This window comes from Streptosporangiales bacterium, assembly GCA_009379955.1.
Classification (GTDB): domain Bacteria; phylum Actinomycetota; class Actinomycetes; order Streptosporangiales; family WHST01; genus WHST01.
Genome location: WHST01000006.1, coordinates 75,892 through 97,995, shown reverse-complemented (window position 1 = coordinate 97,995; position 22,104 = coordinate 75,892). Strand labels below are relative to the sequence as shown.

The 22,104-nt window shown below is 71.9% G+C and carries 21 protein-coding genes and 1 riboswitch; of the genes, 14 read left to right on the top strand and 7 right to left on the bottom strand.

Annotated elements, in window-relative coordinates; all coding sequences use genetic code 11:
• The first annotated feature begins 249 nt into the window (after positions 1 to 249).
• The 5 genes from GEV10_03370 (at position 250) to GEV10_03350 (ending at position 7,254) form a co-directional block, all read left to right on the top strand.
• Positions 250 to 1,830 carry an amidohydrolase family protein gene (locus tag GEV10_03370; protein MQA77514.1) on the top strand — a complete coding sequence of 527 codons (1,581 nt, stop codon included), beginning with the start codon at positions 250 to 252 and terminating at the stop codon, positions 1,828 to 1,830.
• A 16-nt stretch (positions 1,831 to 1,846) separates the two neighbouring features.
• Positions 1,847 to 3,328, top strand: a complete 1,482-nt coding sequence (locus GEV10_03365; GenBank protein ID MQA77513.1) for a hypothetical protein — start codon at positions 1,847 to 1,849, stop codon at positions 3,326 to 3,328.
• Between the two features lie 111 nt (positions 3,329 to 3,439).
• Positions 3,440 to 3,511: riboswitch (cobalamin riboswitch) on the top strand.
• 145 nt (positions 3,512 to 3,656) lie between these two features.
• On the top strand, positions 3,657 to 4,832 hold the full coding sequence (locus tag GEV10_03360) for an energy-coupling factor transporter transmembrane protein EcfT (protein MQA77512.1): 1,176 nt from the start codon (positions 3,657 to 3,659) through the stop codon (positions 4,830 to 4,832).
• A complete protein-coding gene (locus tag GEV10_03355) occupies positions 4,829 to 6,439 on the top strand; it encodes an ATP-binding cassette domain-containing protein (GenBank protein ID MQA77511.1) in 1,611 nt (536 codons plus the stop codon). The genes GEV10_03360 and GEV10_03355 overlap by 4 nt, the downstream gene beginning before the upstream one ends.
• Complete coding sequence (locus GEV10_03350) at positions 6,436 to 7,254, top strand: ECF transporter S component (protein MQA77510.1); 819 nt, start codon at positions 6,436 to 6,438, stop codon at positions 7,252 to 7,254. Before GEV10_03355 ends, GEV10_03350 begins: the two co-directional genes overlap by 4 nt.
• Positions 7,255 to 7,608: 354 nt before the next feature.
• On the opposite strand, the gene GEV10_03345 is transcribed toward GEV10_03350, so the two are convergent.
• Genes GEV10_03345 through GEV10_03335 form a run of 3 tightly spaced genes read right to left on the bottom strand, consistent with a single transcriptional unit; the run spans position 7,609 to position 9,325 of the window.
• Positions 7,609 to 8,085, bottom strand: a complete 477-nt coding sequence (locus GEV10_03345) for a hypothetical protein (protein ID MQA77509.1) — start codon at positions 8,083 to 8,085, stop codon at positions 7,609 to 7,611.
• On the bottom strand, positions 8,082 to 8,465 hold the full coding sequence (locus GEV10_03340; GenBank protein MQA77508.1) for a hypothetical protein: 384 nt from the start codon (positions 8,463 to 8,465) through the stop codon (positions 8,082 to 8,084). The genes GEV10_03345 and GEV10_03340 overlap by 4 nt, the downstream gene beginning before the upstream one ends.
• 38 nt (positions 8,466 to 8,503) lie before the next feature.
• Positions 8,504 to 9,325 (bottom strand): N-acetylmuramoyl-L-alanine amidase, encoded by an 822-nt coding sequence (locus GEV10_03335; protein MQA77507.1) that lies wholly within the window; start codon positions 9,323 to 9,325, stop codon positions 8,504 to 8,506.
• A gap of 118 nt (positions 9,326 to 9,443) precedes the next feature.
• Between GEV10_03335 and GEV10_03330 the strand changes: the two genes are divergently transcribed.
• Both GEV10_03330 and GEV10_03325 read left to right on the top strand, forming a co-directional pair.
• A complete protein-coding gene (locus tag GEV10_03330; GenBank protein ID MQA77506.1) occupies positions 9,444 to 11,120 on the top strand; it encodes an AMP-binding protein in 1,677 nt (558 codons plus the stop codon).
• Positions 11,121 to 11,147: 27 nt separating this feature from the next.
• Positions 11,148 to 11,435 (top strand): hypothetical protein, encoded by a 288-nt coding sequence (locus GEV10_03325; protein ID MQA77505.1) that lies wholly within the window; start codon positions 11,148 to 11,150, stop codon positions 11,433 to 11,435.
• A 24-nt stretch (positions 11,436 to 11,459) separates the two neighbouring features.
• On the opposite strand, the gene GEV10_03320 is transcribed toward GEV10_03325, so the two are convergent.
• The 4 genes from GEV10_03320 to GEV10_03305 are packed head-to-tail and all read right to left on the bottom strand — an operon-like array spanning position 11,460 to position 13,925.
• Positions 11,460 to 12,344, bottom strand: coding sequence for a 1,4-dihydroxy-2-naphthoate polyprenyltransferase (locus GEV10_03320; protein MQA77504.1), 885 nt, complete (start codon positions 12,342 to 12,344; stop codon positions 11,460 to 11,462).
• A gap of 14 nt (positions 12,345 to 12,358) precedes the next feature.
• A complete protein-coding gene (locus GEV10_03315; GenBank protein ID MQA77503.1) occupies positions 12,359 to 12,661 on the bottom strand; it encodes an AzlD domain-containing protein in 303 nt (100 codons plus the stop codon).
• Positions 12,658 to 13,371: a branched-chain amino acid ABC transporter permease gene (locus GEV10_03310; GenBank protein ID MQA77502.1), complete on the bottom strand. Its 714-nt coding sequence runs from the start codon at positions 13,369 to 13,371 to the stop codon at positions 12,658 to 12,660. Before GEV10_03310 ends, GEV10_03315 begins: the two co-directional genes overlap by 4 nt.
• Complete coding sequence (locus tag GEV10_03305) at positions 13,368 to 13,925, bottom strand: GNAT family N-acetyltransferase (GenBank protein ID MQA77501.1); 558 nt, start codon at positions 13,923 to 13,925, stop codon at positions 13,368 to 13,370. The genes GEV10_03310 and GEV10_03305 overlap by 4 nt, the downstream gene beginning before the upstream one ends.
• Positions 13,926 to 14,104: 179 nt before the next feature.
• On the opposite strand from GEV10_03305, the gene GEV10_03300 reads away from it, so the two are divergent.
• From GEV10_03300 to GEV10_03270, 7 genes are all read left to right on the top strand, one after another.
• Positions 14,105 to 14,527: a hypothetical protein gene (locus GEV10_03300; GenBank protein MQA77500.1), complete on the top strand. Its 423-nt coding sequence runs from the start codon at positions 14,105 to 14,107 to the stop codon at positions 14,525 to 14,527.
• 16 nt (positions 14,528 to 14,543) lie between these two features.
• Positions 14,544 to 15,167 (top strand): twin-arginine translocation signal domain-containing protein, encoded by a 624-nt coding sequence (locus GEV10_03295; GenBank protein MQA77499.1) that lies wholly within the window; start codon positions 14,544 to 14,546, stop codon positions 15,165 to 15,167.
• Between the two features lie 2 nt (positions 15,168 to 15,169).
• Complete coding sequence (locus tag GEV10_03290; protein ID MQA77498.1) at positions 15,170 to 16,069, top strand: hypothetical protein; 900 nt, start codon at positions 15,170 to 15,172, stop codon at positions 16,067 to 16,069.
• A 109-nt stretch (positions 16,070 to 16,178) separates the two neighbouring features.
• Positions 16,179 to 16,928, top strand: a complete 750-nt coding sequence (locus GEV10_03285; GenBank protein MQA77497.1) for an FAD-dependent thymidylate synthase — start codon at positions 16,179 to 16,181, stop codon at positions 16,926 to 16,928.
• A gap of 963 nt (positions 16,929 to 17,891) precedes the next feature.
• Positions 17,892 to 18,794, top strand: coding sequence for a 4-hydroxy-tetrahydrodipicolinate synthase (gene dapA, locus GEV10_03280; protein ID MQA77496.1), 903 nt, complete (start codon positions 17,892 to 17,894; stop codon positions 18,792 to 18,794).
• Between the two features lie 31 nt (positions 18,795 to 18,825).
• Positions 18,826 to 20,514, top strand: coding sequence for an RNase J family beta-CASP ribonuclease (locus GEV10_03275; protein ID MQA77495.1), 1,689 nt, complete (start codon positions 18,826 to 18,828; stop codon positions 20,512 to 20,514).
• A 66-nt stretch (positions 20,515 to 20,580) separates the two neighbouring features.
• On the top strand, positions 20,581 to 21,978 hold the full coding sequence (locus tag GEV10_03270; GenBank protein ID MQA77494.1) for a zinc-ribbon domain-containing protein: 1,398 nt from the start codon (positions 20,581 to 20,583) through the stop codon (positions 21,976 to 21,978).
• Positions 21,979 to 22,104: the final 126 nt, after the last annotated feature.

Below are 22,104 nucleotides of genomic sequence, written 5' to 3'. Positions count from 1 at the left end.
CCGACGGCGCCAGCCGCTTGCGCGGCTTGCGACCCGAGTTCGGTTGCGACACTTCCTACCTCCTGAACGGTGATCAACGTAGCCGTCCAGTGGCCGGGTATTAGAACCAGGAAGTGGTGCACGAACTCAGACGCGGAAGGCCAGGTGTGAAAGACCGAGGTTAACGTGATCAACGCCGACTTCACCTCGTGCAGGGACGACGTGAAGTCCACGTTCGTGAGGTGAAGTAGCACCGACAGGAGGCGGCCGATGACCGACGTGGCACGGACGAACGGCCGGGGCGGTGACGTGCTCGTCCGCGGGGCGCTGGTCGCGGCCGGCGACACGGCACCTCCCGACCACCGTGACGTGCTGCTCGACGGCGAGCGGATCGCCGCCGTGGAGCCGGCGGGGACGATCCCCGCCGACGCGTACGAGGTCGTCGACGCGACCGGTCTCGTCGTCGCGCCGGGCTTCGTCGACGTCCACTCCCACGCCGACAACGCGCCCCTGCTCGACGAGGACGACACCACCAAGGTGCTGCAGGGCGTCACGACCGAGGTCGTCGGCAACTGCGGCTTCTCGCTCGCCCCCGTCGTCGCCGGCCACGAGGCCGACCTCAGGGCGCTGGCGAGCCGCATCTTCCCCGACCTCGACTGGGGCTGGTCGTCGTTCGCCGACCTGCTCGCCCGGCTCGACGAGCGCGGCTACACCACCAACTACGTACCGCTCGTCGGGCACGGCACGCTCCGGCTCGCCGTCGCCGGCATGGACAACCGTCCCACGACGCCGGACGAGCGGCGGCGGATGGGGGAGCTGCTCAGGGAGGCGACGGACGCTGGCGCGTTCGGGCTGTCGAGCGGCCTGATCTACCCGCCCGCGGTGTTCAGCGACACGGCCGAGCTCGTCGAGCTGGCGAAGCACCTGCCCGAGCACCGGCTGTACGCGACCCACATGCGCAACGAGGGCGAGCGGCTGGTCGAGAGCATCGAGGAGGCTCTGCGGATCGGCGGGGAGGCGGGCCGCGCGGTGCAGGTCTCCCACCTCAAGGCTGCGGGGGAGGCCAACTGGGGTGGGGTGCCCGCCGCGCTCGAACGGCTCGCCGCGGCCCGTGCGTCGGGACAGGTCGTCACGCAGGACGTCTACCCGTACACCGCGTCGTCGACGATGCTCACCACACGCCTGCCCGCCTGGTTCCAAGAGGGCGGCAACGACGCGATCCTCGCGGGGCTCGACGACCCGACGACGCTCGACCGGTTGCGGGCCGAGGCCGCGCAGAGTCGGTGGGACGAGGTGCTCGTCTCCTCGACGGCGAGCCACGAGTTCGAGGGCTCGACGATCCCCGAGGTCGCCGCCGCGCTCGGCTGCGAGCCGTTCGACGCGTTCGCCGAGGTGCTGCGGCGCGAACGGCTCCGCGTCTCCGCGGTCCTGTTCACCATGACCGAGGCCGACCTCGTCGCGGGCATGCGCGACGACCACACGATGATCGGGTCCGACGGGCTGCCTCCCGGCGTCGGCGGCAAGCCGCACCCACGCCTGTTCGGCACCTTCCCGCGCATCCTCGGCAGGTACGTGCGTGACCAGGGTGTGCTCGACCTCGGCCTCGCGGTCCACAAGATGTCGGGACTGCCGGCCGCGACGTTCGGCCTCACCGACCGTGGCCTGGTGCGTCCCGGGTACGTCGCCGACCTCGTGGCGTTCGACGCCGACCGGGTGAGCGACGTCGGCGACTACCGCGACCCCGTGCACCCGCCCATCGGCATCGCGTGGGTGCGGCAGGCGGGCGAGGTCGTCGTACGCGACGGCGCCTGGTGCGGCACGCGCCGCGGACGACGACTGACACCCCGCTGACGGAAGGACCGAACCGATGACACGCCTCGCCGGCGCCCGCCGACGTACGTTCCGGCGCGCGCTCGCGGCCACCGTTGCCGCCGCCTGCGGCGCCGTCCTCGCCGGCTGCGGCGGTGAGGAGCAGCCGCAGACCTCCACCGTGTCGGTGCAGGGCACGGAGCCCGACTCGCTGATCCCCGGTAAGACGACCGCGCTCGCCGGCATCAGGATCGCCAAGACCCTGTTCACCGGCCTCGTCGCGTTCGAGCCGAAGACGGGCAAGCCCGTCAACATGATGGCCGAGTCGATCACGTCCCCCGACAACGTCGTCTGGACCATCAAGGTCAAGCCGGGCTGGCTCTTCCACAACGGCGAGGAGGTCACCGCGCGGTCGTATGTCGACGCGTGGAACGCGCTCGCTTACGGCCCCAACGCGTTCGTCAACACCGCGTACATGGAGAACGTCGTCGGCTACGAGGACGTCGCGCCGGACGACGGCAAGCCGACCACGAAGACCCTGAAGGGCCTGCGAGCGGTCGACGACCACACGATCGAGGTGAAGCTGAAGAAGCCGTACAACCGCTTCCCGACCATCCTCGGCCACCACTCCACCGCACCGCTGCCGAAGGTTGCGTTCGACGACCTGAAGGCGTTCGAGGAGCGCCCGATCGGCAACGGACCGTACCGGATGGCGGAGGACTGGCAGCACGACCGCAAGATCACGCTGAAGAAGTACGGGAAGTACACCGGCAGCAACAAGGGCTCGTTCGCGACGATCGAGGTGCCGATCTACTCCGACGAGCAGACCGCGTTCAACGACTTCAAGGGCGGCAACCTCGACGTCGTCACCGTGCCGCCGAGCCAGTACAAGAGCGCGAAGGCGGAGTTCGGCGACCGCTACCTCAGTGCGCCGATCTCGATGTTCAGTCGGATGGACTTCCCGCTCTACGACAAGCGTTTCGACGACGTCAACCTGCGACGCGCGTTCTCGATGGCGATCGACAGGAAGCAGATCATCGACTCGATCTTCGACGGTCAGTTCGTGCCCGCGACGTCGATCGTGCCGCGCACCGTGCCCGACCACCAGGCCGACCCGTGCGGCAAGTACTGCGCGTACGACCCCGCCGAGGCGAAGCGGCTGCTCGCCGAGGCGGGCGGCTGGCAGGGCACGCTGACGATCTGGAACGACTCCGGCGGCAGCAACGACGACTGGGTCGAGGCGATCGCGAACAACCTCCGCACGAACCTCGGCATCAAGGACATCGAGTTCAAGCGGATCCCGTTCGCCGAGTACCTGCAGGCCCAGCGCGACCGCAAGATGACCGGCATCTTCCGCAACTCCTGGCTCACCGACTCCGGCGCCCTCGAGCAGTCCATCGAGCCGCTGGTGGTGCCCGGGGCACCCGGACACCGCACCGGCTACGACAACCCGAAGGTCACGGCGGCCATCGAGGACGGCAACGTGACGGTCGACTCGCTGTCGAACGTGCGCCTGGAGCTGTTGCGACCGGCCCGCTGACGGACCCGTTGCGTCCGAGGAAGTGGTGGCTGTCGCCACCGGTTCCTCGGACGCAGCGACACTCCCGGCGTGTTATGTTCCGAAGCACAACTGCACAGGCGGTACCACCAGGGGAAGCCGGTCCGAGTCCGGCGCTGACCCGCAACCGTAGGTCTCGCATCGTGCGGGACGAGCCGGAGAACCTGACCACCGCGAACACTCCACCACCGCCGAGGTCTGCGGGACGGAGCCCGGGCCGAGGCCCGGACCGTCCCCGCGTGCCCGCCAGCACGCGGGATTCTTGTCTCCGGCGCACGCCGGGCGCGGACCATCCCCCTGGGAGGGAACCATGGCGCCCGTCGCCGGACGCGAGACCGTGCGCGTCACCGGGTCGGGTCGTCTCCCACGCGGACTGCATCCACTCGCCTGGTGGCTGTGGGCGATCGGTCTCGCCGCCGCGGCGAGCCGGACGACCAACCCGTTGCTGTTGCTGCTCGTCGCCGCGGTCGCGGCGCTGGTGGTCGTGGCCCGCCGCGGCGACTCGCCGTGGGCCCGCGCGTTCCGCGTGTACCTCACCCTCGGGCTCGTGGTCATCGGGATCAGGGTCGTCTTCCGCATCCTCTTCGGGACGTCGCCCGCCGGCGCCGACGACGTGGTGTTCCGCCTCCCCTCGATCGCGTTGCCCGACTGGGCGGCGGGGATCGAGCTGGGTGGGCCGGTGCATCTCGCCGGTATGCTCGCGGCCGGATACGACGGGCTCCGTCTCGCGGTGCTGCTCTGTTGCGTGGGTGCCGCGAACGCACTCGCCAATCCCAAGCGCGCGCTGCGGGTCCTGCCAGGGGCGCTCTACGAGATCGGAGTGGCTGCGGTGGTGGCGGTGACGGTCGCGCCGCAGATCATCGAGAGCGGCCAGCGGGTGCTACGGGCGCGTCGGCTGCGTGGCAGCGCACGCCGCGGACCTGCCGCCGCGGTACGCAGGGTGGCGATCCCCGTGCTGCAGGACGCACTCGACCGCTCGCTCGCGCTGGCCGCCGCGATGGACTCGCGCGGCTACGGACGCACCGCCGGCGTCGCGCGGAGCGTGCGCAGGGTCACGTCCGCTCTCGTCATAGCCGGCCTGGTCGGCCTCGCCACCGGAGCCTACGGCCTGCTCGACGGCACCGCGCCCTGGCTGCTCGGCCTGCCGATGCTGACGGCGGGCGTCGCGCTGTGCTGCGTCGGCCTGGTGCTCGGCGGCCGCCGCGTGGTGCGCAGCAGGTACCGCCCCGACCGGTGGCGGTCGGCCGAGGTCGTGGTCGCGTGCTCGGGCGTGGCGGCAGCCGTCCTGCTCTTCGTGAGCGCGACGGTCACGCCGGAGACGCTGTACCCGTCGCTCGACCCTCCGGTCTGGCCGCAGGTCGGGATCGTCCCGCTGCTCGGCGTGCTCGTCGCTCTCGTCCCCGCCGTCGCGGCACCCCCGCCGCCGCACCCGACCGCCGCCGGTGGCGCCGAGCCGCGCGAGCGTTCGGAGGTGGCGGTCGGATGATCACGCTCGCCGGGGTGTCCGTCACCTACGCCGGTGCCGCCGCGCCCGTCCTCCGCGACGTCGACCTCACCATCCGCGAGGGCGAGCTGTGCCTCGTGATCGGTCGCACGGGTGCCGGCAAGTCCACGCTGCTCGGGCTCGTCAACGGTCTCGTCCCGCACTTCACCGGGGGGCGCCTGCGCGGCACGGTCACCGTGGCCGGAAGGGACACGCGCACACACCCGCCGAGGGAGCTCGCCGACGTCGTGGGCGTCGTCGGCCAGGACCCGCTGGCGGGCTTCGTCACCGACACCGTCGAGGAGGAGCTCGCGTACGGCATGGAGCAGCTCGCCGTGCCGGCCGACGTCATGCGCAAGCGGGTGGAGGAGGTGCTCGACCTGCTCGGCCTCGCCGAGCTGCGCGACCGTCCGCTGCGCACCCTCTCCGGCGGCCAGCAGCAGCGCGCGGCGATCGGGTCGGTGCTGACCGCCCACCCGAAGGTGCTCGTCCTCGACGAGCCGACATCCGCACTCGACCCCGGTGGCGCCGAGGAGGTGCTCGCCACGGTGACCCGGCTGGTGCACGACCTCGGCGTCACCGTGCTGATGGCGGAGCACCGGCTGGAACGCGTCGTGCAGTACGCCGACACCGTCGTGCAGGTCGCCGGCGACGGCACGGTCGAGGCCGGGGAGCCAGGCCCGATGCTCGACCGGGCGCTGGTCGCGCCGCCGGTGGTGGAGCTCGGCCGGCTCGCCGGTTGGAGTCCGCTGCCACTCTCGGTCCGCGACGCCAGGCGCCGCGCCGCGCCGCTGCGCGAACGGCTCGCCGCAGCGAGCCCGCCGGCGACCACCGGGCCGACGTCGACGGATGCTGCCCTCACCGCCCGCGGTGTCGTGGTGCGACACGGTCACGTGGTCGCGGTCCGCGACGTCGACCTGCGACTGGCGCGTGGCGAGGTGACGGCGCTGATGGGACGCAACGGCGCCGGCAAGTCGTCGTTGCTGTGGGCGCTGCAGGGCACCGGCCGGCGGCAGCGCGGCGAGGTGGCGGTGCACGGAGCCGACCCGGCCGGGGAGTCGCCGGAACGCGCGCGCCGGCTGGTCGGCCTGGTGCCGCAGACGCCGTCCGACCTCCTCTACCTCGAGCGGGTCGCCGACGAGTGCGCCCAGGCCGACGCCGAGTCCGGCGCGGAGCCGGGCACCGCGGCCGCGCTGTTCGGACGGCTCGCGCCCGGCGTCCCCGTGGATCGGCATCCGCGCGACCTGTCCGAGGGGCAACGTCTCGCCCTCGTGCTGGCGATCCAGCTCGCCGCCGCGCCCAGGGTCGTCTTGCTGGACGAGCCCACCAGGGGACTCGACTACCCGGGGAAGCGGCGGCTCGCGCAGGTGCTGACCGGTCTCGCCGCCGACGGCGCCTCGGTCGTCGTGGCCACCCACGACGTGGAGTTCGTGGCGACGGTCGCCGGACGGGTGGTGGTGCTCGCCGAGGGCGAGATCGTCGCCGACGGCCCGACCGCCGACGTCGTCGTGTCCTCGCCGCTCTTCGCGCCGCAGGTCGCGAAGGTGATCGGCCCGGGGCCGTGGCTCACCGTCGACGCGGTCGCGGCCGCTTTGGGAGGCGGACGATGACGCGCCCGGCGGGCTCGGACGTGGTCCGGCTCGGCCCCTGGTCGGTCGCGGCGCTCGTGGCGTCCGGGGTGATCGGGCTCGTCGCGTTCGCCTGGCCGCTGCTCGTGCGCCCCTCGTCTCGCATCGACGCGAGTCACGAGGCGCCCTTCCTCTTCGGCCTGCTGCTCCTGCTCGTGCTCGCGGTGCTGCTGGCACAGGTCGCCGAGGGCGGGATCGACGCCAAGGCGTTGGCCATGCTGGGCGTGCTGTCCGCCGTGGGGGCTGCGCTGCGCCCGCTCGGCGCGGGCACCGCCGGGCTGGAGACGGTGTTCTTCCTGCTCGTGCTCGCCGGCCGGGTCCTGGGGCCGGGCTTCGGGTTCGTGCTCGGCAGCACGACGCTCTTCACGTCGGCCCTGCTCACGGCCGGGGTCGGTCCCTGGATGCCGTTCCAGATGTTCGCGTGCGCCTGGGTCGGCCTCGTCGCGGGGCTGCTGCCGCGGGCCCGTGGCTGGGCCGAGGTGGTGCTGCTGGCCGCGTACGGTGCGGTGTCGGCGTTCGCGTACGGGTTCCTGCTCAACCTGTCGTTCTGGCCGTTCTCGCTCGGCGGCGACACGGCCCTGTCGTTCCAGCCGGGTGCGCCACTGCTCGACAACCTGCACCGGTACGTGCTCTTCGACGCCGCGACCTCGCTGGGCTGGGACACCGGCCGGGCGCTGACGAACGCGGTACTCATCGCCGTCACCGGCCGGGCGCTCCTCGCGACCCTGCGCCGCGCGGCGCGGCGGGCGGCCTTCGACGCGCCGGTCGAGTTCGACCGCGTCCGCGACGTGTCCTGAATCACCAGGCGATCGTCGCATCGCAGGAAGACAAGGGGAGATTTCTGGGTTTCAATGGGTGTGTGAGGCAGTGAGCATCGATCTGCTGATCACCTGAACAGCTCGGACCGGAAACGGCCGGTCCGACTCAGCACCCTTTTCGAGGAGGAGATAGCTATGGCGACGGTCTGGGGACTTCTGCTGGCCGAGATCGCGATCGGGATCGCGTCGGCAGTGGTCGCGGTGAAGTGGGTCAACGGTCGTGGGCGGCCCCGTACCGAGCAGGCCGACTGCGAACAGCCGAGCTGACCTCCCGCACGAGACGAATCGACGACCCCGGCCCTGTTGGGCCGGGGTCGTCGTCGTGTACGAAGCTCAGGGCAGCGGTGGCGGTCCGGGCGGCCCCTGCGGCGGTGGCCCGTACTGCGGTCCCTGGGGTGGTGGCCACGGAGGAGGCGGTCCCTGGGGAGGTGGTCCCTGCGGGAACTGTGGTCCCTGCGGCGGCTGCTGCCAGCCCGGCGGCGGACCGGGCGGCGGGCCCTGCGGCGCCTGGCGCTGCGTCCGTGCCTGGCCGAGTACCTCCTGGAGCTGCTGCTCCCGCCGTGCCTTCTTGGCGCGTGCGCTGCGCCGCAGGAGGACGATGACGAGCACGATGATCCCCACGAGCACGACGAATCCGCCGATGCCGCCGATGATGGCCGGCCAGTTCGTCTCGTCCCGGCACACCAGCTCACCGTCGGGTCCGTAGGGGCAGCTCGCGGCGCATGCGGAGAGGGCGAGCAGCAGGCCCACCGTGACAGCCCCGACGAGCACGGCGCGCACCCGCCCTGCCGGGTGCGTGTGCGGGGTCATTGGTGTCCTCCCGGCGGTGGGCCGTAGCCGGGCGGTGGGGGCGGCACTGGGCCGCCGGGTGGTGGGCCGTAGCTCGGCGGCGGTGGGCCGCCGGGTGGGCCGAAGCCGGGCGGCGGCGGACCACCGTGCGGGGGAGGTCCGGCGGCCTTGCGGCGTGCGGCCGACTTGCGCGAACTGCGCACCAGCAGCACGATCCCGAGGGTGATCAGGCCGAGGACGAGCAGCGGCACGCCGACCAGGAGGTACGGCATGAACGGCTCGAGACGGCTCTCGCAGATGGTGCCGCCGGGAGTGACCTCGCAGTTGTGCTCCAGGCACGACGGCGCCATCAGCACGCTGCTCAGCGCCAGGCCGGTGACCAGGCGTGGCAGTAGGCGCATGAGCGCATCGTGCCATGGCCGCGTGGAACGCATGGCGGTCACCGTTGGCCGAATGCGGCCACTCCGGACGCGAGTGCCACGGCGATCCGCTGCCGACCCCGTTCGCTGGCGAGCAGCCGCGCGTCGCGTGCGTTGCGCATGTTGCCCGCCTCGAGCATGACGGCGGGAACAGACGCCCGGTTGAGCGTGCCGAGGTCGCGCCGGACGGTCACGCCCCGCTCGCCGAGGTACGTCGAGCGGATCAGCCCGCCGTCGGCGAGGGCCGTGACGATGTCGCTCGCGAGCACCTTGGACCGCTTGTAGGTCGCGGTCGTGTAGCCGGGCACCCGACCGGGTCGCAGCACGCTGAACCCGTGGCCGCCGGGGGCCGAGCCGTCGGCGTGGATCGACACCAGCAGGTCGGCGTCGTGTCGCGCCGCGGTCAGCCCGCGCTGGTCGACACACGGGCCGACGCCCTTGTCGTTCCTCCGGGTGAGGACCACCGTGGCACCCTGCTTCTCCAGCAGGGCGGTCAGCCGCTTCGCGACGTCCCAGTTGAACGCGTGCTCGGGATAGCCGTCGTTCGTCTCGGTGCCGGTCGTGTTGCAGGGCTTGCGGAGGCCACCGGCGTCGACCTGCTTGTTGATCCGGCGCGGGTTGGCGGCGTTGCGGCCGTTGTGCCCCGGGTCGACGACCACGACCAGTCCGTCGAGCGGCGCGCTCGCGGACGGCGTGCCGGACGGGGTGGCCGACGACGCGGAGCCGGCCGGGGTCGACGACGGGGTGGGTGACACCGTCCGCGCACCGGAGCCGGGGGTCGAGCACGCCACCGCCGCCACGGCGACGACGACCAAGCCGACCGCCCGTACCCATCTGTGCACCGGCCGAGGTTATCGCCTTCCTGCGAGTTGTCAGTGGCAGACGTGGCCATGACGACGCCTGCCACTGACAACTCGCCGCGAGTACTAGGGTCCACGGAGAGGCGAAAGGGAGGCGACGATGCCGGCCGAGCGACCCACCAGGGACTGCGTGCCCAACCTCGAGTCGTACGACGACGAGCGGGCGCGGTTCGACCTCGCACCGGGGGAGCGGTTCAACCCCGTGGTCGACATCGTCGAGCGGTGGGCGGCGGACGATCCGGACGCCCTGGCGCTGCTGAGCCTCGACGCCGAGGGTGCGGTCACGGCGCGCCATACCGTCGCGGAGCTCGCCGTCGAGGCACGGCGCGCGGCGGCCGCGTTCGCGCGGCTGGGCATCGGCAAGGGCGACGCGATCTTCCTCATGCTGCCGCGCGTGCCCGCCTGGTACGCGGCGTTGCTCGGCGCGGTCCGGATCGGCGCGATTCCCATGCCTGGACCCAACCTGCTCACGGCCAAGGACATCGCCTACCGCACCGCGAGCGCCGACGCGGTGGCCGTCGTCGTCGACGCCCCGGGCGCGACCAAGGTCGACGACGTGATCGGTGACCTGCCGAGCGTCCGGCACAAGATCTGCTGGTCACCGTACGGCGAGGTGCCGGCAGGCTGGACCGGGTTCGACGAGCTGACCGCGGACGCGAGCACGGACGGGCTGCCGGACGACCCGACCGCCTCGACCGACCCCATGCTCATCTACTTCACGTCGGGCACGGTCGCGCAGCCGAAGATGGTGCTGCACACGCAGGCGTCGCTCAGCCTCGGCCACGTGATCACGGCGCGGTACTGGCACGACCTGCGCCCGGGCGACCTGCACTGGACCATCTCCGACACCGGCTGGGCGAAGGCGGCCTGGGGCAAGCTGTTCGGCCAGTGGTACCAGCGGGCGACCGTCGTGCAGATGGACATGGGCAAGCCCGACGCCGCCACCATCTTCGGCGTCCTCCAGGACCAGGGCATCACCTCGTTCTGCGCGCCGCCGACGCTCTACCGCATGCTCGTGCTCGCCGACCTCGGTGCGTACGACTTCTCGGCACTGCGCCACTGCACGAGTGCGGGGGAGCCGCTCAACCCCGAGGTCATCAAGGTCTGGGCCGAGGGCACCGGTCTCACCGTCTACGACGGCTACGGCCAGACCGAGACCACCAACATCGTCGCCAACTACCGCACCGTGCCGGTGCGCCCGGGGTCGATGGGCAGGCCCGCGCCCGGCTACGACGTGGACGTCCGCGACGACGACGGCGGCGACGTGCCGGTCGGCGAGGTCGGCAACGTCTGTGTGCGGGCGGAGCCGCGGCCGCTCGGCCTGTTCCGCGAGTACTACCGCGACCCCGAGGCGACCGCCGACTGCTTCAGGAACGGCTGGTACTTCACCGGCGACAAGGCACGCAAGGACGCCGACGGCTACCTCTGGTTCGAGGGACGTTCCGACGACGTCATCACCTCGTCCGCCTACCGCATCGGCCCGTTCGAGGTCGAGTCGGCGCTCGTCGAGCATCCGGCGGTCGCCGAGGCCGCCGTCGTCGGCAAGGACGACCCGCAGCGCACCCAGATCGTCACGGCGTTCGTCATCCTCGTCCCCGGCCGCACCGGCTCGCCCGAGCTCGCCCAGGAGCTGCAGGACTTCGCCAAGCAGCAGACCGCGCCGTACAAGTACCCGCGCGCGATCTACTTCGTCGACGAGCTGCCCAAGACGGTGTCGGGCAAGATCCGGCGCACCGAGCTGCGCGACTGGTTGCGCGAGGGCAGGTTCGGCGCCTAGGTGAACCCGGTCGTGAGGGAGAGGCACGTGGCGGAAGCCTGGAGTCTGTGCCGGTCCGACGGACCGCACGACTGGTCGCTCACCAACACCAGCGGAAAGGTCGCGCGGCAGGTCTACGTCAGGTTCGAGGGCACGGTCGACGGGCGCCGTTGGTGGGAAGGAGTGGTCCCGGCCAGTGGGCTCGCCAGGGTTGCCCGGTTCCAGCCCGACGAGACCGTCTGGATCGACGTCGATCGGTCGGACACTGTCGACCAGGTGTCCGTGCGTTGGAAGTCCGGCCTCTGCACGAAGACGTGGAGCACAGAGGATCCGTGACGGGGTCGTCCCAGGGTCAGGCGGTCAGGCGGTGACGGTCGACAGTGCGAGGCCGAGGGAGAGCAGCACGCCGTACGCGAGCTCGAGCCGGCCGGTGTCGCGCAGCGCGAGGACGAGCGGCCGGCCGGTCACCCCGCCGACGACGCGGCGCAGCGGGAGCCAGGCGACCGGCGCGGCGAGCAGCGCCACCGCGCCCCAGGGGCGCATGACCGCGACCGCCACGGTGCCGGCGAGCGCGGCGACCAGCAGCGTCGTGTACAGCACCCGGGTGTTGCGGTCACCCATGACGACGGCGAGCGTGCGCTTGCCGGCCGCCTCGTCGGTCGGGATGTCGCGCAGGTTGTTGACGACCAGCAGGTCGACGACGAGGAGCGCGACCGGAAGGCTGCACGCGAGCGACAGCCAGCTCAGCGTGCCCGTCTGGACGTACGTCGTGCCGACCACGGGAACGACGCCGAAGAACACGAACACGCTCACCTCGCCGAGGGCCCGGTAGCCGTACGGCCGCGCACCGCCGGTGTAGAACCACGCCGCGGCGAGCGCCGCCGCGCCGACGAGCAGCAGCCAGAGCGAGGTGACGAGCGCGAGCACCAGGCCGATCGCCGCGGCCAGGGCGAAGCAGGCGAGCGCCGCGAGCAGCACGGTGCGCGGGCGCGCCACCCCTGCGCCGACCAGTCGTGCGGGCCCGACCCGGTGCGCGTCGGTGCCGCGCACGCCGTCGCTGTAGTCGTTCGCGTAGTTGCAGCCGACCTGCAGGGCGAGCGCGACGACGAGCGCGAGCAGCGCGCGCCACCACACCAGGCCGCCCTGCGCGTACGCGACCGCGGTGCCGACGAGGACCGGGGTGACCGACGCGGGCAGCGTCCGCGGACGCGCGCCGTCGACCCACACGCGCACGGTTGACGTCATGTCAGCACCTTAGGTCAGAGGAGCAGCCGGACGAGCGCGGTCGTCGCGCACGCGGCGACCACCACGACGAGGAACGGCGCCTTCAGCAGGACGGCCACGAGCGCGGCGGCGAGGCCGGCGGCGCGGGCGTCGAGCGTGAAGCGCGAGCCGGACGAGAAGGTCTGCATCACGATCAGGGCCGCGAGCAGGGCGACCGGCATGAGGGTGGTGATCCGCCGCACCCTGGGATGCTCGAGCACCTTCTCCGGCACCAGCAGGCCGAGCAGCTTCAGCAGGTACGTGCCCACCGACGCGACGAGTACGGTCAGCCAGTTCATGCGCCCTTCCCCCGGTCGTCGACGGTGAGCGGCTTCCTGCCGAACGCGCCGGCGACGGCGGCGGCGACCGCGGCGAGCAGGATCGGCACGCCCGCGGGCACGAACGGGACGGCCACCATGCACACGACCGCGCCCGCGAGGGCAACGGGAAGTGCGCCGCCCTCGCGCAGTCGCGGCCAGAGCAGGGCGAGGAACGCCGCCGGTGCGGCCGCGTCCATGCCGAGTACGAGGGGGTCGGCGAGTGCGCCGGCGCCCAGCGCGCCGACGAGCGTGCCGAGGTTCCACAGCACGAAGAGGCTGACACCTGTCGCCCAGAACGCGAGTCGCTGCAGCCGTACGGACTCCTGCCCGACGGTCATCGCGGTGGTCTCGTCGATCACGAACTGCCCGGCCAGCAGGCGGTGCGCACCGCGCACGCCGAGCATCGGTGCGAGCCTGATGCCGTAGAACGCGTTGCGCGCGCCGAGGAGCAGCGCCACCGAGATCGCGGACGCCGCCCCACCGCCACCGGCCAGGACGCCGACGAGCGCGAACTGCGACCCGCCGCTGAACATGAGGACCGAGAGCGCGCTGGTCTGCGTGACGGTGAGCCCACTCGCGACCCCGACCGCTCCGAACGACAGGGCGTACGCCCCGGTCGTGAGGGCGATGGCGACGGCGTCCCTGACGACGGCGCGCCGTGCCGTCCGCTCCGCTGCGGGAACGCTCACGCGATCCGCGTCACGAGACGCACCTGGGACAGGTGCGTCTCCGGCGCGACCTCGCTGAGGTCGAGCTCGCGGCGGGACCCGTCGGCCGCCCAGCCCGCCGACGTCAGGAGGCTCCGCAACGCCTGGTCGTCGGCGAACGACCAGGTCGAGATCGTCTCGAAACCGTCTTCGCGCAGGAGGTCGACGGCAGCGTTGAGCAGCCGGCTGCCGTGGCCTGCGCGTCGGTGGTCGGGGTCGACGGCGAGGGTGAGCAGCTCGGCGTCGGTGCGGGGCCAGCGGTCCTCGTCGGGGCTGGGACCGTACGCGCCGAACCCGGTGACGGTGTCGGCCGCGAGCGCGGTGAGCACGCGGTGGTGGCGACTCGGCGGCCGCTCGATCGACCTCGTCCAGTGCTCCGCGTAGCGCGTCAGCGCGGCGTCGCCCGTCAGCACCTCGAGCGCCGTGGCGGGGAGGACGGTGTCGAACGCCGCGCGCCAGCTCCGTACCTGGACGGCCGCGATCGACGAGGTGTCGGCGGGGACGGCGGGTCGGACGCTCGCGTCGGCATGCTCCACGTCGGCGACGTTACCCACCGGTGACGACGGCCGGCGCGCGGGCCGTTGCGTCGCGAGTGCTGTGATCCAGCTATCACCGGGGATCCCGGCGACACCCCGCCGATGTGCGCGGCAATCCGTTGACTCTGTGCACACAATCGCATGCGAAGAGTTGTCAAAGGGTAAAGGGGGGCCTCTCCATGGCGTGCGGATCGACGCCGTTGTGGGCCGGCAAGTGCACCTGGTTCTGCTGCGGGCAGAAGTGGGGTCCGTGCAAGAAGGCGGGCACCGGCGCCTGCGGGACGTGCCATTCGACCAAGCTGATGGGCGCCTGGCCGTACGCGTCGCAGAACTGCTGGGACATCACCCGGCCGGACAAGTGCGGCGAGCGGCTGCCGAAGCGCGGCTGCGGCTCGCAGATGCTCGTCAAGCACAACTGCTCGGGCAAGTCGGTGTGCATCACGATCTCCGACTGCGGACCGCGTACCAAGAGCTTCTGCGGGGCGAAGTCGTGCTGCGGGGACACCTGCAGGACCAACCACATCATCGACCTGACGCCTGCGGCGTTCGCCCGGATCGGCAACCTCGACAGCGGTCACGTGCCCGTCCTGATCTACGAGTGAGAGTGACGGCCCCTCCATGCCTTCCCCAGGTAGCAGTAGCAGTGCCGCCCTGAACCGCAGGAACTTCCTCACCGCCGCCGCTCTCGGTGGCGCGGCGATCGTGGGCGCGTCGGCGCTCGGCGCGTTCGACGCCGACGCGGCGTTCGCGGCGCCGACCAAACCGCTCGACCCCGCCGTCTCGGAGAGCGCGTTCGCCGAAGGTCTCGTCACCGGACGCGACGGCAACCTGCTGACCGTCTCCGGCTCGGACGGGGCGACCCACCGGGTGCAGCTGACCAGCGCCACCAGCGTGTGGAAGCTCCACCCCACCGACGCCGACGCCGTCGAGATCGGCGACGGCATGTACGGCCGGGGCGTGTCGATGCCCGACGGGACGATCGCCGCCGACGCGGTGTGGGTCAACATCGTCAACCTCGTCGGCGACGTCACGTCGCTCGGCAGGGACCGCCTCGACCTGCTCCACGCCGGCCACACCGTCGTCGGCCGCATCGCCAGGGGCAGCACGGTCGCCCGGGTGGGCGACCGTGCGCCGAGCACCGACCTCTCGGTGCTCCGGCTGGGACAGCAGGTCCAGCTGCTCGGTGCCTGGCGCCCCGCCGACGACTCGGTCGACGTCGCCCGCATCTCGATGGCGGGATGACGGTGGCGGCGCTCCTCCCGGCGGCGTCCGCCCTGGCCGTCGCCACCGCCGCCCTGTTGACCTGGACCGGCGTGGTCAAGCTCCTCGCGCCCGGTGAGGGCGCCCTCACCGGGCTCCGCGCCGTGCTCGGACGTCCCGCTCTCACCCGCGGCGTCGTGCGCGCCGCGGGGGTGGCGGAGCTCGCCGTCGCGGCCGCGCTGCTCGCAGCACCGGCACCCGTCGCCGGCATCGCGTCCGCCGTCCTCGGCCTCGCGTTCCTCGGCTACCTCGCCCGCCTGCGCCACGTCGCACCCGGAGCGTCGTGCGGATGCACCGGCGCCGCGGCGCCGGTGACATGGCGCTCCTTCGCGCGGGCCGGACTGGTCGCGGCATCCGGCGTGCTCGTCGCGGTGGCGGGTACGCCGTGGTGGCGTGCCGCGCTCGACCGGCCGGGCGTCGTCGCGCTCGCGCTGACCGCGGTGCTCGCCGCGTACGTCGCGACGTCACCCGAGGCCGACGGTCGGTGGCTGCTGCCGCTGCGTCGGCTGCGCGTACGCATCCTCGGCCATCCGCTGCGCGAGGCCGGCTCGGGCTCGTCCGGAAGCGGTCCGGTGCCCGTCGCGGCGAGCGTCGACCTGCTGGAGTCGAGCCTGGCCTGGCAGTCCGCCGCCCACCTCGTGCGGTCGAGCCTGCGGGAGCACTGGGTCGTCGACGACTGGCGTGTACTTCGATACGCCGGCCGGCACGAGACGGCGGGGGAGTCGCGGCCCGTCTCGGTGCTGTTCGCGGTCGACGCACGGGCCAGCACCTGCGCGCCGCACGGCACCGCCGTCCGCGTCACGGTGGTCGACGACGAGACTGAGCGGGTGCTGGGCGAGGAGCCGTTGCGGGTCCCGAGGATCCGTCCGCTCCCTGTCGCCTGACGGGGTGTCAGGCGGCCGTCGGCCGGGCCGTCCGGGTAGTCTCGTGGCCGCCGCACCTTCCCCTTCGGCGGTCCTGCCTGCACCCACCCTCGAGCGCCGGGAGACCCTGATGGACGTCGCGCCGCTGTCGGTCCGCGTGATCGCGTACACCCACTTCGACCCGCCCGACGACGTCCCGTGGTCGACCGACACCGACGGGGGCGAGGCCCTCGCCGAGTTCGCCGGCCGTGCCTGCTACCAGTCGTGGAAGAAGCCCAACCCGGTCACCGCGACCAACGCCGGCTACCTCCACCACATCCTCGAGGTCGGCCACCTCTCCGTGCTCGAGCACGGAAACGTCACGATGTACCTCACCGGCGTCTCCCGCTCGCTCACCCACGAGCTCATCCGGCACCGGCACTTCTCGTACTCCCAGCTCTCCCAGCGGTACGTCCCCGAGCGCGACGCCGCGATGGTCGAGCCCGACGTCATCGCGAACGACCCCGAGCTGCACGAGATATTCACGCAGGCGGGCGACCAGGCGCTCGACGCGTACACCCGGCTGCTCGAGGGTCTGGCGAAGAAGTTCGCCGACGTCGAGAGCCCCACCCTGCGTCGCAAACAGGCCCGCCAGGCGGCCCGCGCCGTGTTACCGAACGCGACCGAGACGAGAATCGTCGTCACCGGCAACTACCGGGCGTGGCGGCATTTCGCCGCGATGCGCGCGTCCGAACACGCCGACGTCGAGATCCGCGAACTCGCCATCCGCTGCCTGCGCGAGCTGAAGCGCGTGGCCCCGAACGTGTTCGCGGACTTCGACATCACCACACTCCCGGATGGCACCGAGGTGGCCGCGAGTCCCTTCGTGCATGAGGGGTGACGATCCGTCGTAGCCGCCGCGCACCGCGTCGGCACGGCCGGTAACAATGAAGACGTAACGCGGTCGACTCTTCGGTCGATGAACGCGTTGAGGCCCTGACGCTGCTTGAACCCCCGAGCGAGCAGCGTCGGGGCCTCACCCATCCTGTTCGGCGCTTTGCGCCTTTCCCAGGCTTCTTCCTTTCTTCTGGGGGCCCAGCCCCCAGACCCCCAGGTTCCCTCCTCATCCTGGAAATTGCCTGGTCAGGGTTGTAACGCTTGGGGGGTTCGGGGCGATGTTCCTGGTGAAGCCCCGACGTCGGTTGAACCCCCGAGCAAGCGACGTCGGGGCTTAACCATGTCCACAGGTTGTGGATGAGTCGCCCGATGGTGGTATGACCAGAAGTGCGCGAAAGTATTTCACTGTGTGTTGTAACGACGGCACGCTCTGTGGCGATCTCCGTGTAGAACTCCCGGCGCCGGTTGAACCCCCGAGCAAGCGGCGCCGGGAGTTATCCATTGCCGGGCCCGCACCATCCCGAACGGGATGTAACGCGGAATCCCCGTGGCTCGATGTACGCCACAGAGCCCCGGAGCTGTTCGACCCCCCGAGCGAACAGCACCGGGGTTTCTCCATGCCCGGACACCCCGCTCGACGTCACTGGGCGCGTCCGCCTCGAAAGGTCCTCGGCGTCCGGTTTGCGACCGGACGCGCCCAGCGACGTGGCCGTCGGTCGGCCCACCGGGCCGCGGGGAAGAGGCGGGAAAGAAACTGGCCGCGGGCTTGTAACACCCGCGGCCAGTGCCCCGATGTACACCACAGAGCCCCGGCATCGCCTGAACCCCCGAGCGGGCGGTGCCGGGGTGTACGTGTTCCAGTGTTACCCGCCCTTGCTACTGCGCGCAAGGGCTATCTCACGTGCAGTCACGATCGAGCACGTAACCGCCGCGCGTCCCGAAGAGGCACCGGGGTACCGTTCGGTCCATGGCAGGCGCACATGACACCGGCGGCCCGTTCGGCCGCATGCTGACCGCGATGGTCACCCCCTTCACCCCCTCAGGCGAGCTCGACGTCGACGGCGCGCAGCGCCTCGCGACTCATCTCGTCGACTCCGGCAACGACGGCCTCGTGATCTCCGGCACCACCGGCGAGTCGCCCACCACCTCCGACGACGAGAAGGAACGGCTGCTGCGCGCCGTCGTCGAGGCGGTCGGTGACCGCGCCCACGTCGTCGCCGGCGCCGGCACCAACGACACCGTCCACACGCTGCGGCTCGCCCGGCTCGCCGAGACCGCGGGCGCCGACGGCGTGCTCGTCGTCACCCCGTACTACAACAAGCCGCCGCAGGCAGGCCTCCTCGCGCACTTCCGTGCCGCCGCCGACGCGACGGGCCTGCCGGTCATGCTCTACGACATCCCCGGCCGCTCCGGGGTCCCCATCGCCACCGAGACGCTGCTCGCCCTCGCCGAGCACCCGCGCATCGTCGCCGTCAAGGACGCCAAGGGCGACCTGTTCGCCGGCTCCCGTGTCATCGCCGAGACCGACCTCGCCTACTACTCCGGCGACGACGTGCTCAACCTGCCGTGGCTCTCCGTCGGAGCCGTCGGGTTCGCGAGCGTCGCCGGACACGTCATCGCCGGCGACCTGGCCGCGATGATCCACGCCCACGTCTCCGGCGACGTGACGAAGGCCCTCGAGATCCACCAGCGCACCATTCCCGCGGTGCGCGGCATCATGACGCACACCCAGGGCTGCATCGCGAGCAAGGCCGTCCTGCACCGGCTCGGCCTGCCCGCCGGCCCCGTGCGTCTCCCGTACGTCGACGCCGACGCTGACACCGTTGCGGCGATCCGCGCCGACCTCGCCATCGCCGGCATCACCATCTGAACGCCGGCGCGCACATCCGAGAAGGGACCATGTGACACATCCGCATCCCGAGCTGAGCACGCCGGGAGACCTGTCCGAGGGCGCGCTCCGCGTCGTCGCCCTCGGCGGCGTCGGTGAGATCGGCCGCAACATGACCGTCTACGAGTACGACGGTCGCCTGCTCGTCGTCGACTGCGGGGTGCTCTTCCCCGAGTCCGACCAACCGGGGGTCGACCTGATCCTCCCGGACTTCGAGTCGATCAGGGAACGGCTCCACGACATCGAGGCGCTCGTCCTCACCCACGGGCACGAGGACCACATCGGCGCCGTGCCCTACCTGCTCCGCGAACGTCCCGACGTCCCGATCCTCGGCAGCCAGCTCACCCTCGCACTGGTCGAGAGCAAGCTCGCCGAGCACCGGATCAAGCCGTACACGCTGCAGGTCAAGGAGGGCCAGCACGAACGCCTCGGGCCCTTCGACGTCGAGTTCCTCGCCGTCAACCACTCCATCCCCGACGCGCTCGCGGTCGTGATCCGCAGCCCGGCCGGCGTGGTGCTGCACACCGGCGACTTCAAGATGGACCAGCTACCCCTCGACGGCCGGCTCACCGACCTGCCCGGTTTCGCCCGCCTCGGCACCGAGGGCGTCGACCTGCTGCTCTCCGACTCGACCAACGCGGAGACGCCGGGCTTCGTCACCAGCGAGCGCGAGATCTCACCCGTCCTCCGCCAGGTCTTCAGCGGCGCCGACCGCCGCGTCATCGTCGCGTGCTTCGCGAGCCACGTGCACCGCGTGCAGCAGGTGCTCGACGTCGCGCACGAGCACGGCCGCAAGGTCGCGTTCGTCGGCCGGTCGATGGTCCGCAACATGGGCGTCGCCCGCGACCTCGGCTACCTGCGCGTGCCAGGGGGAGTGCTGTGCGACCCGGGCGCCGACATCGACAGCCTCCCGCCCGACAAGCTCGTCCTCGTCTGCACCGGCTCGCAGGGCGAGCCGATGTCCGCGCTGTCACGCATGGCCAACCGCGACCACTCGATCCGCATCGAGGACGGCGACACCGTCGTCCTCGCGAGCTCGCTGATCCCCGGCAACGAGAACGACGTGTTCCGCGTGATCAACGGGCTCACCCGCTGGGGCGCCAAGGTCGTCCACAAGAGCAACGCGCTCGTCCACGTGTCCGGTCACGCGCCCGCCGGTGAGCTGCTGTACGTGCTCAACGTCGTCCGTCCCCGCAACTTCATCCCCGTGCACGGCGAGTGGCGTCACCTGCGCGCGCACGGCCGGCTCGCCGAGGCCGCGGGCGTGCCGGCCGACCGCGTCGTCATCGCGGAGAACGGCGTGGTCGTCGACCTCGTCGACGGCAGGGCCGCCGTGGCCGGGGCCGTCCCCGTCGGCTTCGTCTACGTCGACGGTGCGTCCGTCGGCGACGTGACCGAGTCGTCGCTTAAGGACCGTCGCATCCTCGGCGAAGAGGGGTTCGTGTCGATCGTGGTCGTCGTCGAGGCGACCACCGGCAAGCTCGTGCGGGGGCCGAGCGTGCAGGCGCGCGGGTCCGGCATCGACGACGCCGCGTTCGAGGAGGTCGTGCCCCGCATCGAGGACGCATTGCGATCCGCCGCCGGCGACGGCGTCGCCGACGTGCACCAGCTCACGCAGCTCGTCCGTCGCACTGTGGGACGCTGGGTCAACGAAACGTACCGGCGCAGGCCGATGATCGTGCCGGTCGTGGTCGAGGTCTAGCAGGAGTCGGCATACTCGGTCCCGCCGTAGTGATTTGGTGAACGCAGTCGGGACCGAGGAGGAGCCGTGGTCGACCCCCGTGCCTGCATCGCGTGCGGAGCCGCGCTGCAGGACGGCGACATGTTCTGCACGGAGTGCGGAACATCGGTCGCCACCGCCACCGCCACCGGCCCGACGTGTCCGCAGTGCGGCACACCCGCCGCCGGCGACCAGGCATTCTGCGTCCAGTGCGGTCACCGGCTCGACGAGGGCTCGGGAGTTCCCGCGCCGCCGTCGCCCGTGGAGACCGCTCCGATGGCGCCGACATTCCCGGCGCCGCCCCTGCCGGAGGCGCCCCCGCCAGCAGGTCCGCGACGGGAGAGGAAGCGAGGCGCGCTGGTCGGCGTGGTGGCGGCGGCGGTCGTCGTCGTCCTGCTGGCCGCGACCGGGGTGGGCTACCTCCTCGTGCGCGACGACGGCACCGACCAGCCGAAGGCCAGCGCGTCGACGCCGGCGAACGAGGCGAGCGGCACCCCGACGACACCGGAGCAGCGACCGGACGGCGAGGCGGTGGAGCAGGTCCGCCGGGCACGCACCAGCATCGTCATGGTCGGGTGCCCGAAGGGCGCGGCGGCGGAGGCCGTCGCCGTGCCGGGCAACCTCGTCCTCGTCCGCAGCGCCGACGTCGCCGGCGCGGCCCGCGTCATCGTGCTCGGCACCGGCGAGCCCGAGGTGGCCGAGGTCATGGGCGTGAACGACGAGAAGGGCATCGCGGTCCTCCGCGTGTCCGCACCCGCGGCCAAGGGCGACGGTGACATCGCGGCCGCCGACCCGAAGGCCGGCGACCAGGTCGTGGTCCTCGGCGACAGCCGCGACAGCGACACCGAGGCGACGGTGCGGGTCGGCGAGGACGGTCTGCGGCTCGAGGCCGACCAGCGGCCCGCGGCGGGGCGTGTGGTGGTGGGGTCCGGCGGCGTCGCCGGCCTCACGACCGACGACGGGAGGTTCGTGCCCGCATCCGTGCTGACCGAGACGGTAGGGGAGTTCGCCGACGGCGAGCCCGTGACGCCCGCGGGTTGTGCGAGTCCCCGCGGACCGAGTGACAGCACCGGACTCGTCGCCTCCAGGCCGAAGGTGTCCGGTGATGCGGGCGCCGCGGTCGACCGCGTGGTCGCCTACTACACGGCGATCAACGCGCACGACTTCGCCAAGGCGAACGGCATGCGCCTCGTGCAGGGCGGCTACAGGGAGTTCGCGGCGGGGTTCCGCTCGACGTACGACGTCGGCATGAAGCTGACGCAACCGAAGGTGAAGGGCACGCGCGCGTCGATGCGTCTGTCGTTCACCAGCACCCAGAACGTCGAGCACGCGCCGAAGGGGACCAGCGACACGTGCACCCGCTGGACGATGACCCAGGGGCTGGAGAAGCGCGGCAGCACCTGGAAGATCGCCGCGACCTCGAAGCCCACGTTCACCGCCTGCTGATCGGGAGTGGCCTAGGGTGTGTCTCCAAACGGCGTTCGAGGCGAGCGGCGTCCAGGGCGGTCAATGGCGGTGGCGGAGGACGAGCTCGTACTGGACGTACTTGCGAGCTCCGACAACGCCGCCAGT

Coding starts and splice junctions, on each gene's coding strand:
- GEV10_03370 (MQA77514.1), top strand. CDS start 250: ATGACCGACGTGGCACGGACGAACGGCCGGGGCGGTGACGTGCTCGTC.
- GEV10_03365 (MQA77513.1), top strand. CDS start 1,847: ATGACACGCCTCGCCGGCGCCCGCCGACGTACGTTCCGGCGCGCGCTC.
- GEV10_03360 (MQA77512.1), top strand. CDS start 3,657: ATGGCGCCCGTCGCCGGACGCGAGACCGTGCGCGTCACCGGGTCGGGT.
- GEV10_03355 (MQA77511.1), top strand. CDS start 4,829: ATGATCACGCTCGCCGGGGTGTCCGTCACCTACGCCGGTGCCGCCGCG.
- GEV10_03350 (MQA77510.1), top strand. CDS start 6,436: ATGACGCGCCCGGCGGGCTCGGACGTGGTCCGGCTCGGCCCCTGGTCG.
- GEV10_03345 (MQA77509.1), bottom strand. CDS start 8,085: ATGACCCCGCACACGCACCCGGCAGGGCGGGTGCGCGCCGTGCTCGTC.
- GEV10_03340 (MQA77508.1), bottom strand. CDS start 8,465: ATGCGCCTACTGCCACGCCTGGTCACCGGCCTGGCGCTGAGCAGCGTG.
- GEV10_03330 (MQA77506.1), top strand. CDS start 9,444: ATGCCGGCCGAGCGACCCACCAGGGACTGCGTGCCCAACCTCGAGTCG.
- GEV10_03320 (MQA77504.1), bottom strand. CDS start 12,344: ATGACGTCAACCGTGCGCGTGTGGGTCGACGGCGCGCGTCCGCGGACG.
- GEV10_03315 (MQA77503.1), bottom strand. CDS start 12,661: ATGAACTGGCTGACCGTACTCGTCGCGTCGGTGGGCACGTACCTGCTG.
- GEV10_03300 (MQA77500.1), top strand. CDS start 14,105: ATGGCGTGCGGATCGACGCCGTTGTGGGCCGGCAAGTGCACCTGGTTC.
- GEV10_03295 (MQA77499.1), top strand. CDS start 14,544: ATGCCTTCCCCAGGTAGCAGTAGCAGTGCCGCCCTGAACCGCAGGAAC.
- GEV10_03285 (MQA77497.1), top strand. CDS start 16,179: ATGGACGTCGCGCCGCTGTCGGTCCGCGTGATCGCGTACACCCACTTC.
- dapA (MQA77496.1), top strand. CDS start 17,892: ATGGCAGGCGCACATGACACCGGCGGCCCGTTCGGCCGCATGCTGACC.